A 26793-nucleotide genomic window follows, 5' to 3' on the forward strand; every position below is an offset into this window, starting at 1 on the left:
ACACGATTACCCGCCAGCTCAGGAAAACGGCTAACCCCTGGCTGTAACTCTTCACGCTGGTAGCAACCAGCGCATCCTCCTCAGAACGGAGAACGGAATAAAGGCGGCGCAGGAAGATTACCTTTACGGGCAGGATAAGAAGTTTGTACCCAAGATAGGTATTCTGGCTGCAAAATAAAATTACGTAAAGAGGCCAAAAGTGTAACCGTAATTCACACAGCTCTAAGAAGGCCAGCTAATTAATTAGCCCATAAACAACAGGCCTTTTAATATTATAATATTTTAAAAGATTCATTCCGTTCGTGTGGCACAAATTCGTAATGAATATCCACCGGCGTTATCTTACCCGGGCCAGCAGCACACATTCTTAGGACAGAGTCAATAGAGTTCTTACTACCTTCTATTAACACCTCAACAGTCCCATTTAAGTTCTTACAATATCCTGTCAGTCCAAAAAGCACAGCTTGTCTTGCAAGCCACTTTGTATAACCGACACCCTTAGACTTACACTGGATCACCACTTTAGCTGCATGGTTCAACTCTAACTCATCATCCGGAAAGTAGTGGTCAGCTATATAGGAGGCTACGTCTATAGGCCTACCTATTGCTGGCCAATGATGTATTGGTATATCGCAATTTACGTTAATTTCAATAACTGCATGAGATTGTGCATCAGCAGGCTGAGATATATCTGATAGCATCATATCAACGCCACAGCATTCGACATCATCAAAAGCTCGCCAGCAGTCTTCTGCTACTTTTATAAAGTCTGGGTGAATCATATCTGTAACATCTTCTCCTTCACCACCAGACCCTATATTAGATACTGTTCTTAAGTATATTCGCTGCCCCTTTTTAGGTATACCATTAGAGTCAATACCTTGCTCAGAAAGGAGTCGCAGTGACTCATCATTAATCACAACAGGAAACCTCCCGTCGAAGGGGTTTTTTATTCTTGTTTTATTTTTTAACTGCACAAGCTCATGAACTGTTAACCTTCCATCACCAACTACATTTGATGGCCATCGTTTCATCGCTGCAATTACTTTCCCACCAACCACAAGTATTCGGTGGTCAAATCCGTCAATATGCTCTTCTAAAACAAGCTTTTGAGAAATCGAGTTTTGAAGCGTAGTCTTAAGCTTGTGAGCTGAATTAATTGCAGATACAATCCCATTGCCATGAGAACCAGATATTGGCTTAGCAACCACTTTCTTATTCTCGAGTGTATTAAACCAATCAAGCGCTTTATCAAAATCGCTTGCATCAATAACTATACCCTTAGGGACTCTTATACCTGATTTATTAAGAATTTGCTTGGTATTTTCCTTATCATTTGTTAACCTCCTTGCACCCGACAACGTTTTTATTGGCATTGTTTGGTTAAAAGCAATCGTTTTATTCTTTCCTTGCGCTACCCATTTCCTACTTGACCCTTTCTCGTCCTTAAAAAACTCAATTACAATATTTTTCTGACGAAGCGCCCTTCTTAAAACATGTGCTTTATAACCAAGCAGCTTATAAAACTTTTGACTTTCATCAAACTTAAAATCTTTGATCATTGAAAACTCCTTGAATGTCTGCTGGGAAACCATCATAAAGTGCTTCCATACTTTCTCAGTAAGGCTTCAAAATATGTAAAAAAGCTATTCACAAAATAGTACTCGAAGTTGATCTATATCGGCACCGCAATCATTTTGCAAAAGCTATGTTTACTATTAATTTCCAAACTAGATGGTTCTCATGATTGAAATCAATATCTGAGCCAAGCACTTTGCCTTCAAAAAAATAATAAGTGAGTTGAATATTTCATTCATTGAAGCCCACCATCAAACAGTGATGGCAGTTACCGCAAGAATAATCACAATAGATATTACTAAGTGAGCTACTTATATTAGAGATTAGAAAAAAACTTGAAAGCTATATATATTACAGCCAATTAAAAGCTCGATGAAGAGCAATTATTTCAATTCCGAAAACGATTATCTACAAAAAAACCTTGGCATACAGTGCCTTTCCATTTCCGTTCAGAAACTTCGACTTGTAAGGCACTATTTACCACAGCAATAAATTTTCCAATTCGACTTGCACTAGAAGAAACAAGAATCAAGGCATGACTACCTTCAGTCTCAACCTTCCCATTTAGCTCTAAAGCTTGAGCTTTAGAAATAATCCCTTTCAATAGAGCATCGTCATCAAATTCAAACGTAAGCATCACACTTTTAATCTTGCCACCTCTTCTGTATCTAGGTGGCGTGAGAGTAATTTCTTTAGCAACACCATTCTTAATCAAATGCAAAGTGGACTTCATGTCAAAAATCAATCGGTTATAAAACTGATTTTTAGGTCTAGTAGAATCAGGGAAAATTTCATCAATGATATCCTTGGGTACATTCGCCCCAAAGCCATCAGTAGGATACATATTGACTCCAATCTGAGCTCTTGAGTTAATCTCTATGACGTTACAACTTCCTGATACACTATCATATAAAACATCAACGCCACCCTGAAATAAACCTGGTATAGAATGGATAGCAGAGATAGCTAATTTTTTGACATCATCAGATATTGTATCGGTAACATCAACAACATCGCCACCAGCAGAAGCATTTGCTTTTCCTCTAAGCTGTAGAAACTCCCCATCACGCAAAATACTATCAATAGAAAAGCCTGCATAGCTAATATACCAAAGAACTTCTCTGTCAACTTTTATAAGTCCTTTGGATAAGAAAGGATTCTTTTTTCTAATAATATTTTTAGCATTTATCAGTTCTTTAATAGTTCTCTTACCGTCCCCAACAACATTAGCAGGAACTCTTTTAACAACTGCCGATGCCTTTTTTCCAATTACAAATACTCGATAGTCTTCGCCTTCAACATGTCTTTCTAATACGATATTATTTTTTCTCAACTCTTTCGTCAAATAATTATAATCATCTAAAAGGCTATCAGCGTTTTTAATATTTGTTATGACCCCCTTTCCAAGAGAACCACTTACCGGTTTAAGAACCACTGGATAACCAATTTGACTTGCATATTTTTCTATAGGAGAAAAGCCTTCGCTAACTGAAAACTTACTACCTAATGGAGTTGCAACACCAGCTTTTTCAAAATAACCTCTAGCCGTTTGCTTATTAATAACGTTTTTAACCGCCTCTGGCGAATTCAAAGAAGCTCTTGACCTGTTAAATGAAACGACTTTATTAGAATCTGATATTTCAAACCTATCAAATCCTGAATCAAGTATCTTTACATTCAGCCCTCTTCTCCATGCCTCTAAAGTTATTGTGTAGCTACAAAGCTTGTTACCGAAAGCAGGCTTAACCTGGCTTACACGAAAACCTTTAGGCCAAAAAGCATCACTCACAATACTCCCTCCTTTTAGAGGCTAGATAACTTAATATACAAGGAATAACAAATGAATCAAAATAAGCATCATTTAAGAAACTTAGGCACGCAACCTTAGAAGACAATAAAAATAGAGCATTAATGTTTATTTAACTCCAAATAAACTATCAACCAGTAGTAATGCTACATCAATACTGTCACCCTCGTTCGGATAGTAATGCCCTCGTATTCCAGGAGCTCTATTTAACTCAATGACTTTAAAATCACTTGATTCATACCTGGGGTCTTTTTCAAACATTACATCGACACCGCACAATACTAAGTCAGGAAACACTGACACTGCCTTTTCAACCGCCTCTATCGTACTCTTACTTAGTTTATCTGTTATATTAACTGATTCACCACCAGTAGATAAATTTGAATTATTCCTTAACTTAACAAAACCCCCCGCTTCAACAATTGATTCAGGCGTTAAACCCTGCATATCCAAGCTATGGATAACTTCGTGATCAATCTTAAGTGATCTAGCACGTTGGATTTTATTCTCAAGGCGAAGCTTAACCTTATCTTCTATTAGCTGCGCAATTGAATTAGTACCGTCTCCTAAAACATTGGCAGGCAGTCTCAATGAAGCAGCAACAACTTTTCCAGCAACAGTAATTACTCTCGCATCAAAACCCGTCAGGCTTTCCTCAAGTAATATATACTTTGTTTTGTTTTCAAGAAAATTAAGGGCTTTATCGACACTGACTTCAGAATTTAACGAAGGGAAAACACCCTTCCCTCCTTTGCCGCTAACAGGCTTAATGCATACGGGATAACCCATATCCTGCACGAAACATTTAATAGCTGCTTTCGATGCCACTGGCAACATAAAGCCTGTAGGTACAGGTATTTTCTCAGCGCCTAAAATTACTTTTGTCGCCATTTTATTTCTAAGAACACAGTTTGTTGATTTTCTTATTGTATTGACATAACCATTATTGAACGTATAACTTAAACCATTCACATCGGTCATACAGATCTTGCCTTTTGGCAGATCTTTAACAAACAGCCCCCTTTTTTGGGCTGCGACCCTTACTAACTCATTGCTGGAAGCCATATAAAGCCCTATTAGTTCTTATTTAAAAGCACAAACCAATCAGGTTCGAAGCTACATTCAGCCAAATCATCAACACTCAAACCTAAAGTATCAAAAAACATCTCTTTCAAAGTATCTGTGCTAACAGCGTGAGTATTAAACTCTGTCAACTTATTATCTACCAACACAGGAAGCAGTTTTAATCTCGGATAATTCATACCATTTTCGGAAAAATCCAATTTAATGATAGCACTTAACGGAGGCGCTCCTGTTTTTGAAAATTGGCCTTGTGAGTTAAAGACAAAATTGCCTATTGAATGAAAAATCCAGCATCCGTTATATTTCTCAGCACTACCAAGCGAATGTGTGCCATGGCCAATAATCAGATCAGCACCTGCATCGATTCTTTCTCTGCAGTAACGCTTAATAATATCGCCAACTTCACCGTAATCTTTCCCTTGCCAATGAGGATATAAAACAACAAATGCTTTTGGATCTTTTAACTTTATTGACTTTATTTCTTCGTCAACCCTAAAAGCCGTTGATTTTGCCAGGCCAGGCTTATTATTTTTAGCAAAAAACCCATATTCAGAATACCTTCTAGATGCTCGCAAAGCTCCTAAAATGTAAACATTTCTACTTCTTTCAGATCCCTCATTCACTTTTACGACTGCAGGCTTTAAGGAATTTTTTCGACTCGTCCCAGCACCAACAACCTCTATCCCTGCACTCTTTAAATAAACTATGGTTTCTAAAAGCTTTTCAACTCCAAAATCCATAGCATGATTGTTTGCTAATGAGACGGTTTTGGCGCCAACAAAATCAAGACATTTTAGTGTATTTTCAGGATCATCGATACCGCAATAGAGCTTACCTAGGGCTGGCTCGCCCTCAGTCTCTGAGAGAACAGTCTCAAGGTTGAGTACCAAATGATCAATATTTTGTAATGAAGGCTTAATCCCGCAAAAAAAGGAAGTTGGGTTATTTTTGACTCTATCAAGCACATTCTCCCATTTAGGGCTTTGAAAGTAACGATAGCCGAGACTTGTATCTCCACCAAAAGCAATTGTTTTAATACCCATGTTATTTATTGCCTTCCATTAGTTCTGCAAATTCAGTAAATTTTTTACCTTGGATTAAATCTTGCAAAATTCTACTACGAGCCTTAGTGTGCTCTTCGCCCAGCCAACGATCATAATCTTCTGTAAACTCATCCCACTGCCCAGGCCTTGGCGTAAACTCTCCAAGAACCATCTCACCTTCACTCTTGAGCATGTCGATACGCATAAATGGAACGGGTATTTTTAGACTTACTTCTTCTACACTTTCTATTTGACTCAGCGCGATGCCTTCACCAACCCAATCATCGCCAATATATTTACCAGTGTCAGCCAAGCGTTCTCCATCTCTTGACCAAAAACAGTGCCTGACCTTTTCACCCCTTACTATCTCTAAAACAAAAACTACTTTGCCATAGAAAGTATAAAATTTGAGATCTCGCCCAGGAGTTTTATTTTCTTTACTTTCTAAAATCAACTCCTCAAGCATCCATTTATCACGTATACCTTGAAAATTTTCATCATTTTTCAAAACATACTTTTTAGTATATCCACAAAAGTCTTCCCAAGAAGAAAATTTCTTTTTATCTCTTAGCAATACAATATCATTATCTGAATAGAAAAAAGCTACACCTCTAGCGCCTGTAGATTTAACAGGCTTTAAAACCATTGGCTTTGTAGGCTTCTCAATCTCATCAAATGTATAAGTCTGATTATTACAGTCAGGCCGTCTTAAGCCTATTGAATCAGCAAAATTATAGGCCTTGGTTTTTTCATCAAGCTGCCACCCCAGCACTGGTGAACCTATACGCCTCTCTTCAGACTCTTGCATCATTATTGTATGAAACGACAATGCTCTTTTAACTGAAAGCTTCCTTCTTTCAATATGCCTAAGCATGATATGGCTAATCTGGCGGGGGTGCGCTAAAGAAACGAGTGTATTGAGCTGTTTTCTATTGTAGCCTCGTTCTTTATCTAAGTTTTCCCGTGTTATTCGGTACTTGTAGAACTGTTGGCTTTTCTCTTCAATTATGTCTGACACGACTTTAGGCAAGTCTAAACGTAAACCTGCTGCACGCGGGCTTTCAAAAAGTTCGTCAATATATTTTAGAAACAATGATTTCTTAATCTCACCGACTTCACCAACAGCCCGCGTCTTGCGAATCTTAAAGCCGTCCGCCACCTTAATATTCGACTTATGTTTCTCAAAAGAATCAACTTTAAACCCACTTGTTTCTTTCATAATTGCAATATAAAAACTTGCTAGGCTCTCTTCATTGCCACTAACAAGAACTTCCACTCGACCATCGTCTAGGTTCCTAACCCAACCAGATACATTTAACTTACTAGCTTCACTCTTTAAATACTTTCTAAAACCAACACCTTGAACCTTACCACTAACAAATATCTTTTTGGTCATCATATTATACATAGTAATTCCTAATTAAAATATCATGAAACTTTTACACTAGTTGGCACTTCGTTTATGCCCAACCCATTTGCATAAATCCACGTTAAGCTGGCTAGCGCCCAGGAGGGGCCACTTAGCTCGAAGTGAACCCGCCCGATCACTTCATCCAACTCATCTAGTTTTAACGTTAGCGCTAGCACGTTGGCAACATCGGCTAGTTCCTGCTTTAACCGTTGCCCGTTACTCACCCCTGAAAGCTCTACCTGTATGGTGGCTTCCTTTGATAAGTCTGGCATTTTGCATTCTGCTACCTGCTCTAAAATGGCTTGCGTGGTATCAAAATGATCAGTGATGAGTTTGTAGCATTTAAGATGTTCAGAAAGTGCGATGACCACATGGTTGTCGTCGCTTGCAGGCGTTGCTGGGTTGTCGACGATTAAGTCAACCCGCAGGAAGTCCATTCCCTGAAGTACCTTTGCGACTTTGTGGCCAACGGCTTTATAGCTTTCATGAATATCAGCGCTTTGCTGCCATTGCTTGGCGCCTACTGGCTTGGTAAGTGCCGCCACGACACTGCCAAAGGCCACTATCAGCCGTAACTGCTGGCCTTCCTGCTGCTTTTCGACCATATAGCGCACACTTAACGGCAGGAATTTGCGGCCATGCTCGTCGATATGGTCTTCAGAAAGCCGTGTCATGGCATAGGGTGATGCCGATAAATCACTGGCTTTTTGCTTTTTCAGCTCACGAGATTGCCTGAACAGAAACTCCAGTTCGGCATCGTTTTTAATGTCTTTGATGTACTCTTCAAATAGCGTATTGCGTATAACGGGCTTTAGCACGACGGGGTAACCAACTTTTCGCGCGTAACGAATATGGTCACGTATTGAGCGGCCCGAAAACGAGGCGGCTTTAACGACTTTAATCCCTGCCCGCTCTAACCTGGCACGCCATGCGCGAATGTCCTGGCAAAAGTTAACTTCGGGCAACAGGTTGCGGCCACTAACACCACACACATAACCACTGGGCTTAACGTTTTCCGCTCCGGCTTCTGGCGTGGGTATTTGCTGGTAGTAGTAAGCCAACTGACGGGGAAGCAGTAATGATTGCGCACTGTTGGGCATACGCAATGCATGCACTAACAACCCTTCTTTCGTAATGCTGGGCAGCTTTTCAAGCAAATTTGTGAAGTTATCGAGACTTGCATCCATCACGGGTTAGCCTTCAGGGAATAAGAGTGAATTCATCGAGGTGGGTCACATCGAGATGCGTTGTGCGAACCGAGGTTGGCAGCGCTTCGGATGGCCCACGAATACACGCGGTGGTTAGCGCGGTAATCCCGACTAGCGATCCTTGCAGCACTGTTTCCACCTCTCTTGGCCCTACGTTTTTCACGTAACCGGTTAGGCCGCTGCGCTGTGCGTGACGTGCAAGCCACTTGCGGTAACCAACACCAGTGACTTTGCCGCGAATACTTACTTTTACAGCAATGTTATCTTCCGGCAATGGCATGAGCGGCAGCTTATTCTTGATCAGCACTTCTTCAATCGCGTCTCTTGGCACATTTACCGGTTCACCAAACATGGTGTAACACGCCGTGCCAATCGCCGCGTGAGCATTCAGTTCACAGATACCGATATCGGTCTCGCCAACGGGTTTGCGGTGGTCTTCAATCAAGAAATCAATACCGCAATAATCAAGCCCTGGCACTGCTTTTACAGCGTCTTCCGCGACCTTGATTATGCTCGGGTGCATCTCATGAAGAATATTGACGCTGTCGCCCCCTTGGGAGAGGTTACACGAGCCCGAAAGTATGACCTGCTTACCCGCCGCTGGTACGCTATGCAGCGTAAGCTCCTGTTTGTCCAACTGATAACGAGTGGCCTCGCTGAACACAATGGGACGTGATTTCAGGTGCGGAATGTTTTGGCGATAACGGTTTTTGATGAGTATCAATTCGGCAATATTATGCTTTCCATCGCCGGTTACATTGGCAGGCGCCCTGAGGGTTGCGGCGCGCACCGTGCCACCAATCACCATAATGCGGTAGTCTTCACCGAATATGTGCTTTTCTACGATAAAGTCATCATGGCCTAGCTTACTGCTTTCAAGCACATGGAAAGCGCTTTTTAGTTCGGTGTCGCTGGTGATATTTGGCACTACGCCAATACCACGTACACCTGTTGCTGGCTTAACAACGACAGGGTAGCCAATCAGATTGGCAAATTTTGTGGCATTTGCGTAGTCACCGGGAGGAAACATTCTCCCACGAGGAACCGGAAAGCCTAACGGTGCTAGAAATTCACGGGTGGCTTCTTTATGGGTACATAGCGAAATAGCATCAATGCTAACCAACGGTGAACGGCTTAGTTTGAAATAGAACCGTTGCTCGTTGTTATCAGCCGTAAAAACACCTTTTCCTGTACGCAGAATATTGTATCCCTGGCGTACGCACTCGCGTTCCATCAAATGGCTTTTGGCATCCATCGTTCCTAATGGAAGCATAAGTACGGTGTCGTTAGAGCTATTAGGTGGCAGTGGCTCTGAAGGGGTTTGAGGCGTACCTTTGATCGTGGGCTGATAGGTGTATGTTGGCGGCTCTGCCTCGGGCAGGTATAGAACATTTTCTGCCCTATGAAACAGAGCCTCAACCAGCGCAGTATCGGAGGCAGCTTTTTCAGCTGCCTTTTGTTGTGCTAGCGCTTCAAACACCTTTTCTAACAGCTTGTAAGTACCAGTAACCGCAGACTGTATTTTGCCCCACTGACGCTTATCGCTGATTCCAGCGTTATCAATCAGGCCATCGGTAGCTTCCACCCATTTGATTGCCGCGCTGGGCAAGCTACCGCTCTGAAATACTTCCGCCGTTAACTGGCTGCCCATTAAACGTGACGCTACTGTTTCCAGGTAATCCCAGTAACGGGCAGCCATCGGTTTACCGTTACGCTGCCCCAGCCCCCCTTCAATAGCCACTACGCGCTCCTCACCCGCACCAGTAACGGCCACTTTAAGGTAGAAGTTGACCTGTGTGTCACCATTTGTCAGGACATTATGTGCAACAGGCTCATTATATGGCTTGTCATAGGCAATTAGCTCAATGCGTGTAACAGAGAAGAGGTCTGGCGACATTTACAACACCATTATCGAGTCGAGTTGAGGGTGGCTTCTAGCGCTGTGTCAGAGTAACTGTAACGCTGTTGTTCGGCTAGTTCCCGGTCAATGAACCGATCATCATAAGTACTTTCGAGCAGTGCTTTACGTACCTCGCGCTTATTGGTGCGCCCTTCGGCGCTAAACGCGTACAGCTCGATTGAACGCTTACGCACCCCTGAGCGGCATAGATTAGTTGCAAAGCCAGGACCTTCTGGGACCTGTAGCTGGTTATTTTCAAGCGTAACGTAGGGATACACTAACCGCGTTTTGCCCTCTTTTTTGAACGAGGTCGAGAAATAGCGGTTAAAACGCATGGTACTGGCTAGCGATACCATCGCAATACTATTGAAATTGGTAGTACCTGCAACGCCTGCAAGATAGACCCCGCCTTTAAAGCCTAAACGCTCTGCCTCTTTTTCAGCTTCCAACACTTGATGGTAGCCACCGGCTTTTTGTGGAACTATTTTAAGGTCCACATAGGGTAAGTAGACCGCCAAACGGCTAATAGATTCACGCCCCCAAACTGGCTTAGAAAGCATAATACCTACTGGAGTGCCTTCCATTTTGGCAAATGCTTGCTGGTAAAAAGCATCCGAATTTTCATGGAAAGGGTCTTCAACGATAATTCTGATTTTTTGTTTGTCCGCTAACCCAGTGAGGACTATTCCGTCGCAGAAATTGTTCCACTCCTCTAGAGACCAACGCTGGCCTGCGTTAAGAATGATACCTTTGATGTCATGAGGCCGATCCGAAATGGAAAACAGCAGTGAATTCACCAGTGCACTGGCCTCTTGACTACTGGTGCGTTTACCAAGGCGAAGCCAACCACTTACTTGCTTGCCGTTAGCGATCGCGCGCTGCAGGCGCTCAGGATTTTTAAGCGGCTCATTGAAAACATTACGTTCAACATTCGCTAGCGCATCAGAGCTGGCTAATTGCGCAACACTAACGCTACGGTTTTTGGCCATTAAATCGAGTAAAGCGCACTCTGTTGCAAAGCAGACGGAAGGACTTGGACGTCGTTCGCTTTCTACATTACCCTCTATACCAAAAATTTCGCTAATAATCTCTTGGACAATATCATTGACATGCTCAGTGGGCATTTCCGATGTCAAATCCAATTGTTTACCAATAAGGCGCTTTGCCATTTTGCGGGCATAGCGCAAGGTGCTTTTCAATGCTTCTCCACTGCCATTGGTGGGTCTCGCTTCGCCTAAACCTATCAAAGGAGCCCCATCATACTCTCCAGTCACTCTGATAAAAATTGAGTGTTCACCAGGCTTTTTAGCTCGCTCTTCTTTTGCAGTTACTTCGCGCTCAGAACGTTTTAGAGGCGTATTCTTTAAAAGAACTACTTCTGTATTGCAAATTTTCATACTACCACCTTTAATAAAATAGGAGTTAATACTTAATCAGAAGCTAATAACATCAATCAACACCACACCTATTGAATGATATTATGTTTAGCGTATAGCTCAGCAACTTGATAATCACTGAACAATGGTTCATGCATCTGAAAAAGTCTTACTTGGCTATAACTATTCCCTTCTAACACAACAAATTCATCATCTTGAAGTATTAGATCAAAGCCGCAGTACTTTAAGTACGGCAACTTATTAAACAAGGCCAGTAGCTTATTTTTATGTGTTCGCCAATTAGGAATATAAGCACCCGTGATTTTTTCACCAGTATCAGGGTGCGTCGCCCATCGCTTGCCGGTAAACCGGCCTGCTGCCGCGACCGCATGGCCTAACTCCCCACTTTCTTTATTAACTTCTATACTTAACCCACCCAATGAAAAGTTATCAATGGGGTAAGATTCACTATTACCTACTCTTAATACAGCACGTACTAAACATGGCTCACCATTCGTTGGATCACGAACCACTAGTGCACGCACGGTATTAACAGTAAGTGGATAAAGACGCTTCGAAAAATCTCCTTGTTGTACATATTCATTAATAATAAAGGGCACCCGCTGGCGGCTGAATACTTCGCCTAGCGCTTCCGTTTTAACATTGAAGCGTGGAGTAATGGCATCATTAGTCTCCACTACGGCATGGCGTTTATCGATACGTATGAAGTACACGCTGCCACCACCGCCGCCACCTAAAGGCTTGGCTACCAACATTAGCGGGCCTGCCCGTCCGGCTTCTATCTCTTGCCATAGGTCCGTATGGGGAATCACTCGGCCCTGCCGGCATACCGCCACCGTACGTGGCACATTGCAATATTGGCCAAATACCTGGTCAAACAGTATTTTGTTGTTAAAAACAACGCTATAAGGGCCATTAACAAGGCGGGTAAGCCAACGCTGAACATCGCTTAGGTAAGTATCGACATTGTCGCGGTTAAGCCCATATAACCTTGCTTTTTCAGGCAGAAAACCACGCTCATAAAAAAACTGAGCTTCTTCCGGGCTTAGTTTTTCCAGATCTGGGTCGGCATGGAAGTCGAGCGTAAAGCGTTTTAGTAGCGCTAGCTGTTCCGTTTCCTTAAGACTTTCCATCAACCGTTTGTGGTGGTCTTTCGGTAGCATGGTGTCGCTAGCAGCTACCGTTACCTCATCAGTTGAAAGGATCTTGGACGTATGCTTGGGGGCCCAGAAGGTGGTGTTAGGGTTCATATTCCAAACTCCCGCATGAAATCGATGGCTGTTTGGGTTTGCATTAGCGGGCCATGTACTTGGAAGTCTTCTACCGTAGGAGTGGCAGTTAAATGAATCAGCCTTGGCTGCGGTGTAGAGATATCGATATCTACTTGCACAAATGAGTAAAGCGATTCTTTTTGAATAGGAAAAATAATTTTCTTATGCGCTTGCTGCCATGCCGCTTTATAGTCATACCGCTTCCAGGGAATAGGCTTGCTAGGGCCCACAACAACACCGCTTGTGTTAAAGCGAACCACACTTCGGGTGCGGCCACTATTGGGCGACAGCTCCATACTTAAGGCCATGCCCATCGTCGCGGCAGTGGGTTTTCTGGTAGCTACCACTGAAAGCGGTACCAATCCGGCACCTGCAGGGTCTAGCATTAAAATGACTTTAAGTATTGCGCCAGTGGGTTGCTCTTGTTTTGCCATCATAGGCAGGCGGTGGTTGTAAAGCTGCCACTGCAGTTCTGTGTCTTCCAGCACAGACTGCATAGGGCCATTCGTCTGGGCTAAGAGGTTAACCTGCAAATCGCTAATATAGGCATCCACTCGTGTATCAGGCAACTTATAGAGCCTTTTTCGACTAGGTAGAAAACCACGATTATGTAGGTATTCGGCCTCTTGCTGGGTGAGCTTTCCTTGCTGCTCTCTAAAAGCAAGGCTAAATTCCCGCCATACCTGGACACTATGTTGGTTATCCAGCCTTTTAATACGGCCAATGTGACTTAGATCTGCGCTTCTGCGTGTTTTGTAAATAACACGGTGGTGCTTAGCACTGCCCTGATTGTACAGCGTGCTTTGTACTCCCCCTAAAAAGGGAGTCGATCGGCGGTCTTCATGGCGGCCAAAGCGTAAATAATGCAGCAGAGGGTTAATTAAGGCTTCCCGCACATCGTCGTACTCTTCCAGGTACCACTGGGTATGAAACCCAGGCCCTGGGTTGTGCATTTGCGCTATACCAACCGCTAAGAAGTAGCCTAACGGATCCTTGACTGCTTTTGGTTCGTTAAGCAGCTCAGGGTAATTAGCTAGATACCATTCTGAATGAAAATAGCCGCTTTGCTCTATTTCTGAGCGAACAAGGGCATCTTGGTAGCCTAGCTGCCTTTTCAGGCGCCATTCAAGCGTCTTGAATAGCGTTGGCATAAATTGCATTGACATATTTAGCCACTCATCTTGTTCAAGTGATTAGCAATGCCGGGGTGCTCAAGTAGTGGTTGGTGCATTTGGTGTGCCGCCATTACATCCGTGTTGGTTCCAAAAAAAGACAAGCCTGTCTCCGTGACTACAAAGCTTAAACTGCAAATGTGCAAATAGGATGATTCATCAAAAAATTTCAGTAGCGCTGCTTTAATCGCTTCCCAATGGGGTAGGTGTTCACCGACAAGGGGCTGGCCTGTCTCTGGATGCAGTGAACAGCTTTCTACGTTACCTTGTTGCAAAAGTGTCAGGCATGCCGTTATAAGCCCTGTTTGAGGGTTAATGCTGGCACTAAGCGCACCATCTTCCACTTTCGCCGGAGAGCTGGCGTGATGTGCACTATTTCCTATCGTCAAGCTGGCAGCAGCTATCTCGGGAAGACCATCGCTCGGTTCGCGTACCAGTAGTACATGAAGTAGATGATAGCCGTGAGGGCTTACCGCGGTTAACCAGCGATGCTGCATGGGTGCCGTGGAGATAATTAATGTCTCGCCAGTTTCTTGCGCTTCATTAGTTAACTGTTTAATGAATGTTTTTTGGAATTCTGGGGAGCTACTATGCTTGCCTAATTTAACGGTTCTATAGTGCGCGTAGCTACCTGGGTTTAAAGAGTGTATTTGTACTGTATCTAAAACTGCCGTTTCATCTTTCCACCATGGCGCCGCTAACCACTGGGCCCCATTGCTTGTGATAAGGCAGTAGTTCTTTTCAACTTCAAAGTAATTCGCCATTACATGGCTACATAAAATTCGATTTGACAAAACTGTTTGATATTTTTGATTTATCGATTGAAGCCTATGTATTTGGTAATCGCTTAAGTAGGCGTTAAGATCATTTTCCGTTAAATCGTATAAGGCTGCTCGGCTGCTGTAGAACCCGTTATGAAACAGCTGGCGGCTTTGCTCTTCTTTGGGAATTGGCGCATTTTCTTCCCAGAACCTGAGTGTGAAGTCTTTCCAAGCGTGTAGGGAGGCGATGTCGTCGGCTTGCGCGATGCTGTCTTTATGTGTTGAGAACATAGTGTTTAATAGCCACCTGTAAATAATTTATTCATCGTCGTTGGCTTCTTGAAGAGCCTTAAGCGCGGCCTTGTGGGTACGTAATGTTTTAAGCTTGGCATTCATATCGCGTTTTAATTCAGTTAGCTCTTTGGGTGGCACGCTGTTGCTATCACTGGCTTCTTTATAAATTGCCCTGGCTTCCCTGTAGATTTTTCTAGAGGCGAGCACGTCTTGTCGCGTTTGGTTAAGTTTTGCAGACTCCACCAAGCCATACGCTTGGTGGTAGGCTTCAATTGCATCGTCGATTTTGTCAAACCAGGTGGCTTCGCCTTTGTTGATAAAGATGCCTGCCTGGCATAGCTCCCTAAGTATTCCCTCGCTATGCGAGACCATAATCAGACTGGCTTTTCCGGTCTTTTCTCGAAAGGCGGCTTTTGCTTTGGCTTTAAAGTTTTTATCGCCCACCGCAGTGGCTTCATCTGAGATGTAAACATCAAAATCAAACGCTAGCGATAGTCCAAATGAGATACGAGCGCGCATCCCCGATGAAAATGTTCTTACTGGCTCATCAAAGGCTTTGCCTATTTCAGCGAAGTCTTCAACGTATTTGATAACGCGTTTTACATCTTCACTGGAGCTGCCATGAACACGGGCCACAAACTTTACGTTTTGCCTGGCAGTCATGTTTTGCTGCATGCCTCCTGAAAGCCCAACTGGCCAAGAAACTTTGGTATGGCGAATCACCTCACCTCTTTCAGGCTTATCCATACCTGCTATTAAGCGCAGCAAGGTCGACTTGCCTGCACCGTTTGCACCTATCAGGCCAACGCTCACCTTGGGTGGGATGGTGAGATTGATATCTTTCAATACCCAGTCGCTACCGTGATGGTTATGGTAGCGCTTGTAGAGACTGCGAATTTCAATCATTTGCATTCTTAGTGATGGCTAAGGGATGAACGCTGCGCCTGTTAGGAGTGACCTTCATTTCTAACACTTAACACCTCACCGTCACACTTCTGCCTTTTCGCTGATAGAGGCTTTCGAGCTCTTCTTTGAGTGCTGCGCGGGCGGTTTGTTCACCGTGTACTAGGCGGATAGTGTGGGGCCAACGGCGCATACGCTTTACGAAGTTGAGCAGATTCTTTTGGTCTGCATGGGCGGAATAACCACTGACCGAGGCAACGCCGGCTCTTATATCAATGCGTTGCCCATCGATATCGACCCACCCGCCTTGCGGGCCGTATTTCTGAATATCGCGCCCTGGAGTACCTGTGCCTTGATATCCAACAAACAACACTTGGTGGCGTACATCACCTAGCATGGCTTTCAGGTAATTCATAATGCGCCCACCTGCACACATACCACTGGCAGCAACCACCACTGCTGGCCGGCCTGTTTTGGCTAAGTACTCGACAGTTTGCTCATGCTCAGCGTGACTATTAACGGTGTAGAGGTTCGCAAAGTTAAGCGGGTGACGACCACTGCGCAGGCGGCGTTGGGCTTCTTTATCCCAGTAAGGTTTTAGCTCACGATATACCTTGGTAAAGCGTGCAGCTAGCGGCGAGTCCACAATGATTTCTAGTGAAGCCCAGCGCGATGAGTGCGCATGATGAATAATGGTTTCTAACTCATAGAGAAGCTCTTGCGTGCGGCCTATGCTGAAAGCTGGCACCATCACGGTACCGCCGTTAACGAGCGCGGTTTCTATCGCATTCTTTAATACCGCCTGGCGCTGGCGACGATCAGGGTGAGTGCGGTTACCGTAGGTGCTTTCTAGCACCAGCTGATCACAACCGTAAGGCGATTGTGGCGCAGGCAACAATGGCGCATGAGGCGCACCCAAATCACCAGAGAATACAACGCGCTCTTTTTCACCGGTAACGGCATCCTGATAAGCCACTTCAGCGTAACAAGAGCCTAAAATGTGCCCTGCCCGCTTCAGTTTTACGCGCGTTATTCCTACATTGTCAGAGGCAACACTGTGCCACTTGCCATAGGGCACGCTAACAACCTGCTGCCTTAACTGTTCCTGAAAGCGATTGATCAGCTTGGCATCGCGGGTAAAGCCTATTTTTAGCGCATCTTCAATAACAAGGGGCAATAGCGTGGCAGAAGGCTCTGAGCAAATAATCGGACCTGTGAAACCAGCCGCTAGTAAATAGGGCAGTCGCCCTACATGATCAATATGCACATGGGTGATGATCAGGGCTTTAACCGTTGAGATATCGAATTCAATTTTTAGCTGTTCGAAGCTATCTTTAGCGGCATCTTTTCCCTGAAAGAGACCACAATCAACAAGGAGAGAGTGTTCGTTATTCAGTATTAACTGGTGGCAGCTACCGGTCACACCGATAGCGCCACCATGATGAAGAATATCGAGCATGAGGCTACGAAAGATCGCTCCTTTTAGTCTCGGTGATCTTTAATAATCATGAGCAGCATACTGAAGATAAAGGCAAGGAAGATGGCAATGATGGCGAAGACGCTGCTGTTGTAGAGCCGGTTTGGTTCTGTGGGATATTCCGGCAGCAGTGGGCTTTGCAGTACGCTTACCTGCTTAAGCTGGCGAGCGGCCTCTAAGCGAGTATTTTCCAGCGCAGCAAGTGCGCTGGAGTAGGTTTCCTGAGCGAACTGCGCTTGCAACTCTAGCGTTTCATATTCAGCAGAAACACTGTTCAGCGAGCCACCCGATGCCTGCGCTATACGATCACGTTGTTCAATAATTTGGTCGCGTAGCGCGGTGATATTACGCTCAACTTGGCGCAACTCAGGTGATTGCTCGCTTTGGAAACTGGCGAGTGCGTTACGCTGCGCCTGGAAGCGTGCCAAGTCAGCTTCAAGAGTTGACACCACCTGATTAATACTTGCCACGGTATCAGTGGGCGATACTAGACCAAACTCATTTTGATACGCCAGCAAGGCGGCACGGGTTTCTTTAAAGCGCTCATCGAGTCGCACCATTTGCTGCTCTAAAAAGTGGACCTGCTCTTCGGCTAGACGATGACCCATTTCATTCATATGGTCTTCGCCAGCTTGCAGTAGCAGCGTGGTCATTTGATGGGCAAACTCTGGTGTATAACCCTGCACAGAAATATTAAGAACGCCGGCGTACTCATCGAGCTCTATATTTACGCGGCGTAGATAGTATTTATGCAGGTCTTCAATCGGCGCGTCTCGATCATATAGCCTTGCGAAAATATCGCCGTGTTCGGTGTAGTGCTCTCGGATGTTTAGGTCTTCGTCTAGGAGGCGCAGCATATCCACTGACAATAAGTGCTCACGCAGCAACAAGAGATCTTTAGTATTACCAGCGCCGCCTCCCATTATTGATGACAGGCTAATTTCAGGGGCCGCCACTTGCGGGCTTTCCAGCACCACCGTGGCACGCGAAACATAACGCTCCTCTGCCCATACAAACCAGTAAAACGAAACTAAAATAATGGCGATAGCAGCCACGGCCCAGTGCGGCGACTTTTTTACAAAACTACCTATAGAACGTTGCATGGATTATTTGGCCTTTAAGCGATCAATAAAGCGCAGGTGCATTAACAGCCCCAGGGCAATAAGGGTGAATGTAAACAGCCAGAAATAGAGCATGCTAGTTCCGTGAACCACTTGATAGCCCTCAAAAAAACCAAGGCGCAGAGTCTCCAAGCCATGAGGAATTGGATTTAGCATAAGGTATTCCAACAACCAGTGAGGAAGCCTATTGAGTGGCAAAATAACCCCAGACAACATCATCAGCGGCAACGAGAGCATGCGAATTACTTTACCCACTTCTGGCACTAGAGTTGCTGCAACAGAAGTGACTAGCCCCAAACCCAAACCTAAACTCCAAAGTGATAACCAAGCTGCCAAGACTCTTATGGCATTATCGGGATACATATCCAACCCCAACATTAGCCCACCGCCAATAAAAATGAGGAATACAAAACTTCGTAACGTCCCTTCAAGAAAGCCACGTACCAGGACTGGATCGATGGGCTGTACTTGACGATAAGCAAATAATGATTTGTTGCCATCTATCGCGCCCATACCACGCATCATGCCCTCACGTACCAACCCAAACCCAAGCAGGCCAGCAATTAGCCAGGGTATAAACTCAGCATTAACAACAAGCCGGTCACCACGTATAAAACTTCGTACAGCAATCATAATACCGACGAATGCGACTGGCTCAAAAATCATCCAAAACCATCCCATGCGGTCACCCATCGTTCTGGAAAGGGCTTCACGCACGAACATGGCATACCACACACTACGGGTTACTTGCCACGGTGTGCGGGCACGCCGTGGCTCACTGCTTATATTTTCCATAGCGCTACTTTGTAAAGGAGTGAGGAGTGAGATGTGAGGTGTGAGGTATTGACTCCCTCACACCTCACTATTTCCTTTTTTACAGATCTAAAGCGACTCGAGTTGTCACAGCGATTTGGAAAAGTATTCGGGTTAGCGTAGCCGCTAGCTGCAGATTATGTATGGGTGCGGCAGGCATCACCAAAATCTCATCACCCGGCCGTAGCGGTGAATTGCTGGCATGCTCGACTGCACCGTTCTGGCGGACCAATAAAATTTGGTCTTCATCAGCGCGCACAGTAAAGCCGCCAGCGCCTTGGACGTAATCGATCACGCTCATGCCGGGACGGTAAACAACGGCTTGGGGCACCAGGATTTCACCACTGATAAGTACGGAATCACTTATTTCAGGAATGGTAATGACATCACCATCCTGCAGGCGTATATCAGAGATACCGTCACTGTTAGCTACAACCAGTCGGCCGCTGGGCTCTAGGTCGCGAGCCCTTGAGATAAAACGCTCGATCAATTCGGCTTCTTGCAGGCGGATTTTCGCCTCTTCATCGGTCCGCGACTCTGCGCCCAAGTAGGTAGTTTCTAAGCGCCGTAAGCTGTCTTCAAGGGCCTCGGCTTGCTGCTGGCGCACACTTTCACGCTGTAGAGAAACACTTTCTACTGCGGTCATGTTTTCCGGCACAGCTATAGCGTCCAGTAACTCACTTAAACGCGCATTGCGTGGCAGTGCATAGCGTGATGGGCCGTAGTAGCTGCCTTCCACTTCCACAACGATAGTCTCGCTACGTTGGTCTGCGCTGAATAGAACTTCATCGCCACTACGAATCATTTGGCCGTAGAACATGTCAATGGGGAAGTACTGAGCAATGGGCCCGTCTTCACGGTCGCCGCGGAGTAGCACGTGGGAAACGCCGCTTTTAAGTCGTGCCAAATTAATTAGCTCAGCACCGCTTAGCTGATTGCCGACCAACTCATAACGGTGGGCACGATGCACGTCACCGCCTACTGCAATCGCGGGGCCACGCTCTTCTACCACAATGGTGTCGCCATCTTGGAACTGCGGGCGGGCAATGATGCCATCGATCAGAAAGTCATATAGGTCAACGGTTGAAACGGTGCGGTCATCACGCACCACCCTCACTTGGCGATAGCTACCAAGGTCTTGGTCAATCCCCCCGGACTGATCAAGGAAATACAGCAACGAGTCGTTGGGCGTACCTGCATAGCGGCCAGGATTTTCTACATAGCCCGTTACGTATACCGCAACTGGCTGCACGCCTTGCAGATTTGTATAGACCTCTACGTTATCCGGATAGACGGAGGTAATAGCACTGCGGACGCTGTTATCCACTTCCTGGCTGCTTTGCCCTTCTACATTTATCGGGCCAGAACCAGGAATAAAGATATTGCCCTGAGCATCTACCGGTAGCACGCGGTCAAACTCAAACGCCCCCCAGGCACGGACGGTGACTTGGTCGCCGGGTTTAATGCGGTAGTCTGGGTTAAGGCCATCGCCCATGGCGCCACGAAAGCCGCCAGTAAATAGATTAGCGCCAAATGGCGGCAAAGTATCGGTATCTTGCAGCGGCAACGTCACAGGGCCATAAGTACCGCTGCGCCAATCTGCACGAGGCGTATCGTTCACTTCGTCTTGCTGCTGTGCCCCCCCTTGCTGACTACTCTCAGACGGTAAAATAGTATCGGACAGGCTAAGAGACTGCGCCCAGGCTGCGCCGCCCATGACCGCGCTTAACAGAGTAATAGACACGATTGCTGCGGTTTGCTTGAACATTAATAGCGCCCTTCAACTGTTTGCATGCCTGTCTGCGTCACTACGCGTTGATTTACCCAGCCGTTGGGCGTTGCACAGACAAGAGCGCTGTTAGCACTGCCTCCTGCTGCAACTACGCGAAGCTTACGGCATTCACGCCCGCTGGCAGCTAAGTAAGATTCATCAGCAATAATTTCGACGTTATCACCCCATGGGCTGCGCGCCACGTTAAGAACCCCACTGGCGGGTGCTTGCGAGAGAAAATTATTGAGGCTTTCGTTTTCTAACAACGTCGCCGCATCATTATTCAGGACGTAACGCGCTTCTTGCTGATTACTACCAGAAGGGTAGCTTGTAGCACAGCCACTTATAGCGACCACACTCAGTGCTGTCAGCAGCATGCGCGCTGGCGACACAAATGAACGTTGGGATATTGGCATAATGGATTCCAGATGAAAGGCACGCTACCGCCCAGGGATTGAAACGGGCATATTCCCTTGCCCTACTCTATCTGTGCGGCTGAATGGGGTGGTGCTCTAAATTCACACCAGCTTACCATTGTAGAGGATTACTGCCACCGCCTCCACATTGACAGCAGTTGTACTGACACTCATTTAAATTATGAAAACACTAACCCTTCAGAGAAAGAAAAACCGACCATTTTTCAATGATCGGCTGTCTATGGCCTGCTGAATAGGAACGCTTTCTTTACGAATGGTTCTCTTTCATTGGTAAGCGCCTTAGCCTTCCTGAATGAATACCCCACAAAACTGCCAACAAAAAGGCATATATCATGACGCCGCTATTATGGGTCATAAACACCTGCGACAAACCAAAATCGATATATGTTACGGGCAATAATACACCCGCCGTTGCTAACGCTCGGTCTGATAAATCATTCGCAGTGAGCCCTTTTGAAAACAGCCTTAACGGGATTAAATAAAGCGCAATCAGGACTGCCAGCCCTAGCAGGCCACGCTTAGCAAAAGCATCAATGAACTCATTGTGTGCATGGCCATACTCACCTATTTCACGTGATATGAAGCCTTGATCGGATAATGCTAGCATCTCGCTCTTGTAGCCGTTGTATCCCCAACCAAGTAGCGGCTTTTCTTGGATAAGATGCGCCGCCCCACGCCACATTTCAAAACGCGCGCCTACTGATGTAGTGCGGTTCTCACCGGAAATATAAAGACTGACATCATTAAATGCTTCGTGAACACGCCCTTGCACACCTATTTGCGGCACGGCATACACAACGATAGCGCCTACAATAACAGCCGCTACCACCGCCGTTTTTAGCCTGACGGACAGATTTCTGCCATAGGCGCGGTAAAGCACTAATAAAACAATAGGGAAACCCACCCAGCCGCCTCGGCTACCTGAGAACAAAGATCCAAGAATGCCTGCTAGCGCCCCTAGCATTAAAAAGCACACCCATACGTGGCGATGTCGCTGCACAGTGGCCCACCCAAGTCCTGCTAAGCACATGACGCCAAGCAGCATGCTAAGGTTGCCAAATTGAATTACATACGTGTATCCCTGGGCCCGATCCACGCCTTCAAATAACTTTTGCCATCCTGCCCAGCTACCCGCGGCAATGGCACCAACAGCAAGACCACTCCATAGAAAAGCTCGCCTAGGTGGGAAGCGCAGCACCCACCAAAGCGCAGGTATCGCTAAAATAAAACGACTTGGCTTATCTAGCCCTCGACTACCCTGGCCATCCCACCAAACCTCTGCTAACGCAACGAGCGCATAGGCCAAAACAGCGCCCACTATCCAAGCATCTCCCTTTGAGAAACGCGGAACGCGCATGGTAAACAGCAGACCAAGCCCGCCTAACAGCAGCAACACTGCTCCCACTGAATAACCGCTAGGAATGACCAGCGCGATCGCACCGAACAGGAAAACGGCAACGCTAGTGTAAAACTCAGGAAAACGCGCTTGTACACTCATCGTAGAGGCACTCATGGATGGTCTCTCATCAAAATTCCTTTCGGTACATACCAACAAGCAATCACAGCCCAAACTTAGCTGCCTTGCTATGCCTTATTAGAGAATTGCTGCCAACGCCACGTATCGATCATCATATCCTCGAGCGTTTTAACGGGTCGCCATCCTAAATCACGCTCGGCTTTGCTGGCACTAGCCCAAAAAGCTGCTAAATCGCCTTCTCGCCGAGGAGCGTAGCGATGAGGGACTTCAACGCCTGTTGAGGCTACAAAGGCATCCACCATTTGCTTAACCGATATACCGCTTCCCGCGCCGAGGTTGTAATAATGAATGCCTGGGCTATCTAGCACCTTTAAAGCCACTCTATGCCCTATGGCTAAATCGACTACATGTAAATAGTCACGCACACAGGTACCATCATCAGTGGCATAGTCATCACCATAGATTAAGAGTTCCGGCAATGTTCCCGCCGCGACCTGGCTAATATAGGGCATTAAATTATTAGGAGTACCCTGGGGAAGCTCACCGATATAGCCTGAAGGGTGCGCCCCAATAGGATTGAAATAGCGCAACAGACCCACCGACCACTGAGGGTCACTCGCGTAAAGATCTTCCAGCAACTGTTCCACCATGCCCTTGGAGGTGCCATAGGGGCTACTCGAAACGCCCCTTGCCATTGTTTCGATATAAGGCGGCTCAGCATCTACACCATAAACAGTCGCAGAAGAACTAAATAAGAGCCGCTTAACTCCTGCATTCTGCATAGCGGAACATAAACAAATACTGCCGTAAACATTTACGTCATAGTAAGCTAAAGGATTTTTAACACTCTCGCCAACTGCTTTTAATCCTGCACAATGAATCACTGATTCAATAAGGTGATTTTGAAATATAGAATCTAACAGAGAAACATCACGTATATCACCATGATAGAAAAGGACATCGCGCTGCGTGATATTCTTAATGCGACCAATCACAGATTCGTCGCTGTTAGACAGGTCGTCCAAAATCACCACTTCATGACCAGCCTGAAGCAGCTCTACTGCTATGTGCGAACCGATATAACCGGTACCGCCTGTTAATAAAATCATATAACCCGCTCGTCAGTAAGCATTTGAATGCTTAAAGCCTTTGAAAACAGTCATAAAAATAATTCTTACATCAAACCATAGCGACCAGTTATCGATATACCACAGATCATATTCAACTCGACGCTGCATTTTTTCTAGGGTCTCGGTCTCACCTCGCAACCCATTTACTTGCGCCCAGCCTGTGATACCAGGTTTGACTTTATGTCTACGCATATAGGACTCAACAAGCTCCTTATAATATTCATTGTGCGCTAGCGCGTGAGGCCGGGGGCCTACAATAGACATACGACCTTGTAAAACATTATAAAACTGAGGAAGCTCATCTAGAGATGTCCTTCGCAAAAAAGCACCAATCGGCGTTATACGATCATCGCTCTTTCGAGCCTGAGTAACCGACCCGCCCTCCTCTTGATGCACTTTCATAGACCTGAATTTATAGACTTTAAACACATTACCATTTGAGCCTGTTCTATACTGCTTAAAGAGTACGGGACCTGGCGAGGTAACTTTTATCATCAAGACAATAAGTAAGCAGATAGGTAAAATCATCAGCGTAATCGCAGCACCGAAAAGAATATCCTCCGTACGCTTGACGACTCGCGCCACACCGTTAATGGGCGAAACGCTCAAGTCAATCGCCAAGTGACCAGCCACTTCGCTGGTACGATGATTAAGCAGCCGCATATCTTTAAAGTCAGGAATTAAGCGAATCTCCTCGGTGTGATTCCTTAACACATAAAAGATATTATGCACCATCTCGCCCATTTCCAAAGGTGCACAGATCCAAACTTCAGAAGCGCTAGAAGCACTGATTCGTTCAGCTATCTTTTCAAGCTGCGCCATAGTCGGTATACCGTGTAAGCGCTCAACGCCGGCGATGGAATGCCCCTCCCAAGAGGCCGAACGCATTCCTTTAGCAACATGAAGTACATTGCTGCCGGGGCCAATCAAAAAAATGGGACGACGGGCACCACCTCTAATGCGAATTCTACGCAGCCCATACTGCACGAGCGAGCGCGCGCCAGCCGCCAATAAGAAAGAAAGAACGAGCGTGAGCCCTACCCACAACCTTGAATAGCGGTCAGCCGCATGTGCAAAATAAATCAGAGAAGCGGAAATAACACCTACCACTAACCAAACCATTAACAATTTGCTAACAATGTGAAACGTAGACGATACACGCCATCTTTTATAGCTACCGGTCGAGCTATTGATCACGACAATCATCAACGATATGCAGGCGAGTGCTAATACATATCGCTCGTGCAGTTCAAAGGTGCCAAATCTTGAAACGTAAGCAACTGAGCCTGATAGGATAACGATAAGTATATCCAGGATAGGGAAAATTATCTGGGGAGGATATCGTTCTGAAAAAATGATCCCCTTTTTGACGTAACTCTTCTTAAAAGTCATTTTCGCGCTACTCCGCTTATATATAACTTTTTAGCATAGGCAAATGGTTGGATCGTAATTACTCCTTTCGCATGCAAGGGCGCGGAACGCAGAAGAAGAACAGCAACAGAGTATACGAAAAGGAAATTAACAATATTAGTGGATTTCGTCGTATAAGACTCTGTCAGGTTCGAAAACAAGAAAAGCATGATAAACGTAAACGCAGTGGCATACTCTGCAAAGCTCAACTTAGAGCCGAATAAACTTTTTATCAGGAGAATGAAAATAGACAAATATAGGGCAATACCAATACCCCCACCCTGAACCAATACATCTATATAACCGTTATGGCTATCCTCAGGATAAAAATCGCCCATGCCTTCCATAGGTCCAATCAAAGAAAATCTTTCAAAAGTCCAGAAATTGTCAAGCCCATAACCAAACCAGAAATGCACGCCCTTGGCATGCTCTATTACAAAATCCCAAATCGTTAGGCGACCAGTTAGAGAAAAGAAATTTCCAAAAATACTTACACCATCCTCATTGGTATATAAATCGACAACCTCCATGTTGGAAATAACCAAATAAAAGCATAACAGCATCTCTAAAAAGAGAAGCATTACAAAAACTTTTTTATGAACAAAATTATCGTTGAGAACATAATAGACGAGATAGAATAAAATCGACAGCAGCGCCACAAGCACACCTGTTGCCAAGCCTGTGCGAGAACCAGCATTAATAGCCACCATAACAGCCGATATCAACACTAATCCAGTATAGATTCGAACGCTTTTATCTTTACTGCATAGCATGAGCAGTATTGACGACGCAATTAACAAAGAGGAAAGCCGACCCAAGGCATTTTTCTGATCAAAAATACCTTTCCAATCACCCCTAAACTTACCTAGCTCCAAGCCTATCCCTGGAAAAAATGACGAAACAACGATATTAGCAATAAGCAACAAGAACAGCGCAATAACTAGTGTTTCAACAAATTCAATTACAGTAAGCTTATTAGCTATAAAACAAGCCATCATTACGACAAGAGTAAAAACCACCACCTTTACGACACTGCCGCCCCCGCCACCAAAGAAGAGATTTACTAAATAAATATATAAGAAAAAAGCAGGAAAAAGCAGCATTCCAATATGAAAGCTAATGCCACTAAAGAAAACACATATTGCAAAAAACAACAGAATTACTAACATGGCCGAGTATAGCTGGATAGAGCTTAGCACTCTATCATCCAAATTACCTCCGCTTAGAAAAAACCAACATCCTAAAAAAATTAGGATAACATTGAAAGCTTTCATCTCAACCTTCCTGGGTTAGCCACGATTTACAGTTCCAGCGCAATAGACGATTATT

Annotated in this window: 21 protein-coding genes; all 21 read right to left on the reverse strand. The window is 45.3% G+C overall.

The window, feature by feature from the left end; genetic code table 11:
• Window positions 1-272: 272 nt before the first annotated feature.
• The 21 genes from ACT3TR_RS01170 to ACT3TR_RS01270 all read right to left on the reverse strand — a co-directional run bounded on the left by ACT3TR_RS01170 (window position 273) and on the right by ACT3TR_RS01270 (window position 26738).
• On the reverse strand, window positions 273-1562 hold the full coding sequence (locus ACT3TR_RS01170) for an acylphosphatase (RefSeq protein ID WP_192535877.1): 1290 nt from the start codon (window positions 1560-1562) through the stop codon (window positions 273-275).
• Window positions 1563-1966: 404 nt separating this feature from the next.
• Window positions 1967-3367: an ATP-grasp domain-containing protein gene (locus ACT3TR_RS01175; protein WP_192535876.1), complete on the reverse strand. Its 1401-nt coding sequence runs from the start codon at window positions 3365-3367 to the stop codon at window positions 1967-1969.
• Between the two features lie 126 nt (window positions 3368-3493).
• Complete coding sequence (locus ACT3TR_RS01180; protein ID WP_444624718.1) at window positions 3494-4366, reverse strand: ATP-binding protein; 873 nt, start codon at window positions 4364-4366, stop codon at window positions 3494-3496.
• A gap of 95 nt (window positions 4367-4461) precedes the next feature.
• Window positions 4462-5511: a CapA family protein gene (locus tag ACT3TR_RS01185; protein ID WP_192535874.1), complete on the reverse strand. Its 1050-nt coding sequence runs from the start codon at window positions 5509-5511 to the stop codon at window positions 4462-4464.
• Window position 5512: 1 nt separating this feature from the next.
• Window positions 5513-6919 (reverse strand): ATP-grasp fold amidoligase family protein, encoded by a 1407-nt coding sequence (locus ACT3TR_RS01190; protein ID WP_192535873.1) that lies wholly within the window; start codon window positions 6917-6919, stop codon window positions 5513-5515.
• Window positions 6920-6939: 20 nt separating this feature from the next.
• The gene (locus tag ACT3TR_RS01195) at window positions 6940-8109 is read right to left on the reverse strand and encodes a hypothetical protein (RefSeq protein ID WP_192535872.1); all 1170 of its coding nucleotides are present in this window, start codon (window positions 8107-8109) and stop codon (window positions 6940-6942) included.
• A 13-nt stretch (window positions 8110-8122) separates the two neighbouring features.
• Window positions 8123-10027, reverse strand: a complete 1905-nt coding sequence (locus tag ACT3TR_RS01200) for an acylphosphatase (RefSeq protein WP_444624717.1) — start codon at window positions 10025-10027, stop codon at window positions 8123-8125.
• Between the two features lie 11 nt (window positions 10028-10038).
• Window positions 10039-11427, reverse strand: a complete 1389-nt coding sequence (locus ACT3TR_RS01205) for a hypothetical protein (protein WP_444624716.1) — start codon at window positions 11425-11427, stop codon at window positions 10039-10041.
• A gap of 68 nt (window positions 11428-11495) precedes the next feature.
• Entirely contained in the window at window positions 11496-12677 is a 1182-nt protein-coding gene (locus tag ACT3TR_RS01210; protein ID WP_444624715.1) for a sugar-transfer associated ATP-grasp domain-containing protein, read from the reverse strand.
• A complete protein-coding gene (locus ACT3TR_RS01215) occupies window positions 12674-13864 on the reverse strand; it encodes a hypothetical protein (protein ID WP_444624714.1) in 1191 nt (396 codons plus the stop codon). The genes ACT3TR_RS01210 and ACT3TR_RS01215 overlap by 4 nt, the downstream gene beginning before the upstream one ends.
• A gap of 2 nt (window positions 13865-13866) precedes the next feature.
• On the reverse strand, window positions 13867-14922 hold the full coding sequence (locus tag ACT3TR_RS01220; protein ID WP_444624713.1) for a sugar-transfer associated ATP-grasp domain-containing protein: 1056 nt from the start codon (window positions 14920-14922) through the stop codon (window positions 13867-13869).
• Between the two features lie 27 nt (window positions 14923-14949).
• Window positions 14950-15771: an ABC transporter ATP-binding protein gene (locus ACT3TR_RS01225; RefSeq protein WP_444624712.1), complete on the reverse strand. Its 822-nt coding sequence runs from the start codon at window positions 15769-15771 to the stop codon at window positions 14950-14952.
• A 127-nt stretch (window positions 15772-15898) separates the two neighbouring features.
• Window positions 15899-17287: an MBL fold metallo-hydrolase gene (locus tag ACT3TR_RS01230; RefSeq protein WP_444624711.1), complete on the reverse strand. Its 1389-nt coding sequence runs from the start codon at window positions 17285-17287 to the stop codon at window positions 15899-15901.
• 23 nt (window positions 17288-17310) lie between these two features.
• Window positions 17311-18408 (reverse strand): chain-length determining protein, encoded by a 1098-nt coding sequence (locus tag ACT3TR_RS01235; RefSeq protein WP_193062332.1) that lies wholly within the window; start codon window positions 18406-18408, stop codon window positions 17311-17313.
• Window positions 18409-18411: 3 nt separating this feature from the next.
• Window positions 18412-19221 (reverse strand): ABC transporter permease, encoded by an 810-nt coding sequence (locus tag ACT3TR_RS01240; protein WP_444624710.1) that lies wholly within the window; start codon window positions 19219-19221, stop codon window positions 18412-18414.
• Between the two features lie 79 nt (window positions 19222-19300).
• Window positions 19301-20956, reverse strand: a complete 1656-nt coding sequence (locus ACT3TR_RS01245; protein ID WP_444624779.1) for a polysaccharide biosynthesis/export family protein — start codon at window positions 20954-20956, stop codon at window positions 19301-19303.
• A 50-nt stretch (window positions 20957-21006) separates the two neighbouring features.
• Window positions 21007-21426 carry a DVU3141 family protein gene (locus ACT3TR_RS01250; protein WP_096281192.1) on the reverse strand — a complete coding sequence of 140 codons (420 nt, stop codon included), beginning with the start codon at window positions 21424-21426 and terminating at the stop codon, window positions 21007-21009.
• A 268-nt stretch (window positions 21427-21694) separates the two neighbouring features.
• Complete coding sequence (locus tag ACT3TR_RS01255) at window positions 21695-22960, reverse strand: O-antigen ligase family protein (protein ID WP_444624709.1); 1266 nt, start codon at window positions 22958-22960, stop codon at window positions 21695-21697.
• A gap of 71 nt (window positions 22961-23031) precedes the next feature.
• On the reverse strand, window positions 23032-24033 hold the full coding sequence (galE, locus tag ACT3TR_RS01260) for a UDP-glucose 4-epimerase GalE (RefSeq protein WP_444624708.1): 1002 nt from the start codon (window positions 24031-24033) through the stop codon (window positions 23032-23034).
• A 12-nt stretch (window positions 24034-24045) separates the two neighbouring features.
• On the reverse strand, window positions 24046-25446 hold the full coding sequence (locus ACT3TR_RS01265) for an undecaprenyl-phosphate glucose phosphotransferase (RefSeq protein ID WP_444624707.1): 1401 nt from the start codon (window positions 25444-25446) through the stop codon (window positions 24046-24048).
• Window positions 25443-26738, reverse strand: a complete 1296-nt coding sequence (locus ACT3TR_RS01270; protein ID WP_444624706.1) for an O-antigen ligase family protein — start codon at window positions 26736-26738, stop codon at window positions 25443-25445. Before ACT3TR_RS01270 ends, ACT3TR_RS01265 begins: the two co-directional genes overlap by 4 nt.
• Window positions 26739-26793: the final 55 nt, after the last annotated feature.

The sequence above is a fragment of the Halomonas sp. AOP12-B1-6 genome, from assembly GCF_052379225.1.
GTDB lineage: Bacteria > Pseudomonadota > Gammaproteobacteria > Pseudomonadales > Halomonadaceae > Vreelandella > Vreelandella casei.

Bases quoted from the DNA above. Each gene is read 5' to 3' on its own strand.
- ACT3TR_RS01240 (WP_444624710.1), bottom strand. From the start codon at position 19,221: ATGGAAAATATAAGCAGTGAGCCACGGCGTGCCCGCACACCGTGGCAA.
- ACT3TR_RS01245 (WP_444624779.1), bottom strand. From the start codon at position 20,956: ATGGGCGGCGCAGCCTGGGCGCAGTCTCTTAGCCTGTCCGATACTATT.
- ACT3TR_RS01250 (WP_096281192.1), bottom strand. From the start codon at position 21,426: ATGCCAATATCCCAACGTTCATTTGTGTCGCCAGCGCGCATGCTGCTG.
- ACT3TR_RS01190 (WP_192535873.1), bottom strand. From the start codon at position 6,919: ATGTATAATATGATGACCAAAAAGATATTTGTTAGTGGTAAGGTTCAA.
- ACT3TR_RS01255 (WP_444624709.1), bottom strand. From the start codon at position 22,960: ATGAGTGCCTCTACGATGAGTGTACAAGCGCGTTTTCCTGAGTTTTAC.
- ACT3TR_RS01180 (WP_444624718.1), bottom strand. From the start codon at position 4,366: ATGACCGATGTGAATGGTTTAAGTTATACGTTCAATAATGGTTATGTC.
- ACT3TR_RS01220 (WP_444624713.1), bottom strand. From the start codon at position 14,922: ATGTTCTCAACACATAAAGACAGCATCGCGCAAGCCGACGACATCGCC.
- ACT3TR_RS01270 (WP_444624706.1), bottom strand. From the start codon at position 26,738: ATGAAAGCTTTCAATGTTATCCTAATTTTTTTAGGATGTTGGTTTTTT.
- ACT3TR_RS01230 (WP_444624711.1), bottom strand. From the start codon at position 17,287: ATGCTCGATATTCTTCATCATGGTGGCGCTATCGGTGTGACCGGTAGC.
- ACT3TR_RS01185 (WP_192535874.1), bottom strand. From the start codon at position 5,511: ATGGGTATTAAAACAATTGCTTTTGGTGGAGATACAAGTCTCGGCTAT.
- ACT3TR_RS01200 (WP_444624717.1), bottom strand. From the start codon at position 10,027: ATGTCGCCAGACCTCTTCTCTGTTACACGCATTGAGCTAATTGCCTAT.
- ACT3TR_RS01235 (WP_193062332.1), bottom strand. From the start codon at position 18,408: ATGCAACGTTCTATAGGTAGTTTTGTAAAAAAGTCGCCGCACTGGGCC.
- ACT3TR_RS01215 (WP_444624714.1), bottom strand. From the start codon at position 13,864: ATGTCAATGCAATTTATGCCAACGCTATTCAAGACGCTTGAATGGCGC.
- ACT3TR_RS01265 (WP_444624707.1), bottom strand. From the start codon at position 25,446: ATGACTTTTAAGAAGAGTTACGTCAAAAAGGGGATCATTTTTTCAGAA.
- ACT3TR_RS01205 (WP_444624716.1), bottom strand. From the start codon at position 11,427: ATGAAAATTTGCAATACAGAAGTAGTTCTTTTAAAGAATACGCCTCTA.
- galE (WP_444624708.1), bottom strand. From the start codon at position 24,033: ATGATTTTATTAACAGGCGGTACCGGTTATATCGGTTCGCACATAGCA.
- ACT3TR_RS01195 (WP_192535872.1), bottom strand. From the start codon at position 8,109: ATGGATGCAAGTCTCGATAACTTCACAAATTTGCTTGAAAAGCTGCCC.
- ACT3TR_RS01170 (WP_192535877.1), bottom strand. From the start codon at position 1,562: ATGATCAAAGATTTTAAGTTTGATGAAAGTCAAAAGTTTTATAAGCTG.
- ACT3TR_RS01210 (WP_444624715.1), bottom strand. From the start codon at position 12,677: ATGAACCCTAACACCACCTTCTGGGCCCCCAAGCATACGTCCAAGATC.